This window comes from Anaerosporobacter sp., assembly GCF_965301125.1.
On record NZ_CBDLAM010000329.1, the window covers coordinates 1 to 2,482 of the forward strand.

5 protein-coding genes are annotated in these 2,482 nt (G+C 31.3%); all 5 read left to right on the plus strand.

Going from position 1 to position 2,482, the window contains the following annotated elements; all coding sequences use genetic code 11:
• A partial coding sequence (locus ACW2QF_RS19485) for an AAA family ATPase (protein ID WP_455717679.1) occupies nucleotides 1-592 on the plus strand: 592 nt, incomplete at its 5' end.
• Nucleotides 593-609: 17 nt separating this feature from the next.
• Nucleotides 610-867, plus strand: coding sequence for a hypothetical protein (locus ACW2QF_RS19490; protein WP_455717680.1), 258 nt, complete (start codon nucleotides 610-612; stop codon nucleotides 865-867).
• Nucleotides 868-926: 59 nt separating this feature from the next.
• Nucleotides 927-1,682, plus strand: a complete 756-nt coding sequence (locus ACW2QF_RS19495) for a Rha family transcriptional regulator (RefSeq protein WP_455717681.1) — start codon at nucleotides 927-929, stop codon at nucleotides 1,680-1,682.
• Between the two features lie 55 nt (nucleotides 1,683-1,737).
• Nucleotides 1,738-2,139, plus strand: coding sequence for a hypothetical protein (locus ACW2QF_RS19500; protein WP_455717682.1), 402 nt, complete (start codon nucleotides 1,738-1,740; stop codon nucleotides 2,137-2,139).
• Between the two features lie 13 nt (nucleotides 2,140-2,152).
• Nucleotides 2,153-2,389 carry a hypothetical protein gene (locus tag ACW2QF_RS19505; protein ID WP_455717683.1) on the plus strand — a complete coding sequence of 79 codons (237 nt, stop codon included), beginning with the start codon at nucleotides 2,153-2,155 and terminating at the stop codon, nucleotides 2,387-2,389.
• The last annotated feature ends 93 nt before the right edge of the window (nucleotides 2,390-2,482 follow it).

The following is a 2,482-nucleotide window of genomic DNA, read 5'->3' on the forward strand; positions in this document are numbered from 1 at the left end:
CAGTAAGACTTGGTATGGTGATAATGAATTAGTTCATAAAATAGGTGTATTTTTATATGGAAAACCAGGAACGGGTAAATCTACAGTAGCAAAAGCCATCAGTTCCATGTTTAATAATGCACCGATTTTAACAATAGATCCTAATAATATAATGAGTTCCGTAAACGGTATATTAAAGATGAGAAAGAAATATGAAGGAACAATTATTGTGTTAATTGAAGACTTCGATATGTATTTTAAAAGCAGGGAAGAACTTGATGGATGTCAATTAGATAATGAACAAAAGAAGAAAAAAGATAATAATCAAAACGCAATATTTCAATTATTAGACGGTATTTATTCCACTGATAACACCATATACATAGCAACCACAAATTACAAAGATAGGATTGATTCAGCTTTAATTAGACATGGTAGATTTGATATACAAGAAGAATTGGATTATTTTGATGAGGATCAGGCTTTAGATTGTGTAAAGCTATTAGGTTATGATAAAAAAGTGCTAGATAAGTTAAAGATTGAATACCCTACTCAACCTTCATATTTGCAGAGTAAAATAATGGAATATAGGGCAAGCTTACTAATAGTATAGAAGGGAGCATTAAAAACATGGTTAAAGTGATGTGCGATTGTTGCGGTAAGGAATGTACTATTAATGATGTATATAAATTGCCACGCATAAAAGATACGTATACTACAGATAAAACTGGTACGGCAAAACTAGTAATGTGTAAATCTATTGAATTATGTGAAAATAATTTATGTGAAGAATGTAAAAGTAAACTTGCATCAACATTAGAATATTTACCATTTATAAACATGGTTGGTATTGCTGATGGAAAAAGAACTGTTACTTGGAGCGTATAAACAACGTATTTGGTTGCATAAAGACAAGATATTAAATAAATAAGAAAAGGAGAAGTTGAATGGATAATGAAATTATTTTAAAAGAAGTAGATGGTGAAGTTAGAGTAAGTAGTAGAGAAATTGCTGAAAGATTTGGAAAGAGACATACTCACGTTCTTGATATAATCAAGGGGTTTATGAGTGAAATGAGTACAGCCGAATTTTCGGCTCTATTCAAAAAGGCAGAATATAAGGCATCCAATGGAAAAAGTAATATTGAATATCAAGCTAATAGAGATGGATTCTCATTGTTGGCTATGGGATTCACTGGATCGGAAGCATTACAGTGGAAATTAAAATACATAGAAGCATTCAATAAAATGGAAACAACCCTTAAAGAGCAAAACGCAAAAGCATTACCTACTTCATATAAAGAAGCGTTATTACAACTGATTGAGCAAGTGGAAGAAAATGAAAAGCTTCTAAGTCAAATTGATGTGTACGAGAGATTTTTATGTTCTAAAACTGGTATGCTAACTAAAACAGAATTATCAACGAAATTGGATACAAAGCCACAAACACTTGCTAGTAAATTAAAGAAGGCAGGCGTATATACAAAGACATCACAGATTAGTGGAGATTTCTTAAAGCACTATCCTGATACCAAAATTATTGTGGAGTGTGATAACACATATTTTGATGGTAATGGAGTTGAGCATAATAAACCTGATTTTCAGTGGACATATGAAGGATCTAAAATCCTTGTAGATTATCTTATCTCGTTGGGTATGGTGACATTTACAGAGAATAATGGGTTCAAATTAAAATCAGCATAAAAGACTTCTTTTGTTCCGTAATTTAAAATATTAAACAAATAGAAAGGGTGGTTAAATGTATCAAAATTGTTGTAAGAAGTGTGGGAGTTTAGGTTTACATACAGAAGTAAAAGGAAGTAATACTGGGTTATATTGTTCAGATTGTGGAGCATGGATTAAATGGCTTGGGAAAGATGAATTAAGAGCGTTTGAGAATGTAAAGATTAAAGAAAAAGAAAGAGTTCATTCAAATTTAGTAGACACTGCATTGGGTAATGTTGGGTTCAATTCAATCGAAAATGAATTAAGTGACCTAATTGATTTCTTGGATAAGCAAATTGACAGAGAGCTATGTAGAAAACCGTTGAGTATAGAAGACTCGCTTGTAAAATGTGCCGTAGCTCAAGCACATGAAAAGGATAAGAATGCTTTAATAAATATTTTGAGTGGTATGCATTGGAACGTGAATCCGATGTAAAAAGGAGAAATAAATGAGAATACAAGATATTCAAATTGGTAAGTTTTATAGATTAAAGAATACTGCTGGTGAATATACACAATATTACGGATGGGTTAAGCCATTAGAAATTTATAAAAGAGGTCAATGGAATAGTCCTGATAAGGCTAAGAGTCTGGTTAAATGTGAACATACAGTTGATAAAAATGACACTGTTGGATTTATTAGATATTTTAGACCTTCAGAATTGGTAGATACTCATGAAAAGTAATATGAAATGAAAAGTTTGTGTGATTTTAGAAAGGATAAAAAATGGGTAAAGAAGATATTATTAAACCAAGTCCCGTTTTGGAAGAAGAATGGG

Excerpts from the sequence above, each read along its gene's own strand:
- ACW2QF_RS19490 (WP_455717680.1), top strand. The coding sequence starts at position 610 with ATGGTTAAAGTGATGTGCGATTGTTGCGGTAAGGAATGTACTATTAAT.
- ACW2QF_RS19495 (WP_455717681.1), top strand. The coding sequence starts at position 927 with ATGGATAATGAAATTATTTTAAAAGAAGTAGATGGTGAAGTTAGAGTA.
- ACW2QF_RS19500 (WP_455717682.1), top strand. The coding sequence starts at position 1,738 with ATGTATCAAAATTGTTGTAAGAAGTGTGGGAGTTTAGGTTTACATACA.
- ACW2QF_RS19505 (WP_455717683.1), top strand. The coding sequence starts at position 2,153 with ATGAGAATACAAGATATTCAAATTGGTAAGTTTTATAGATTAAAGAAT.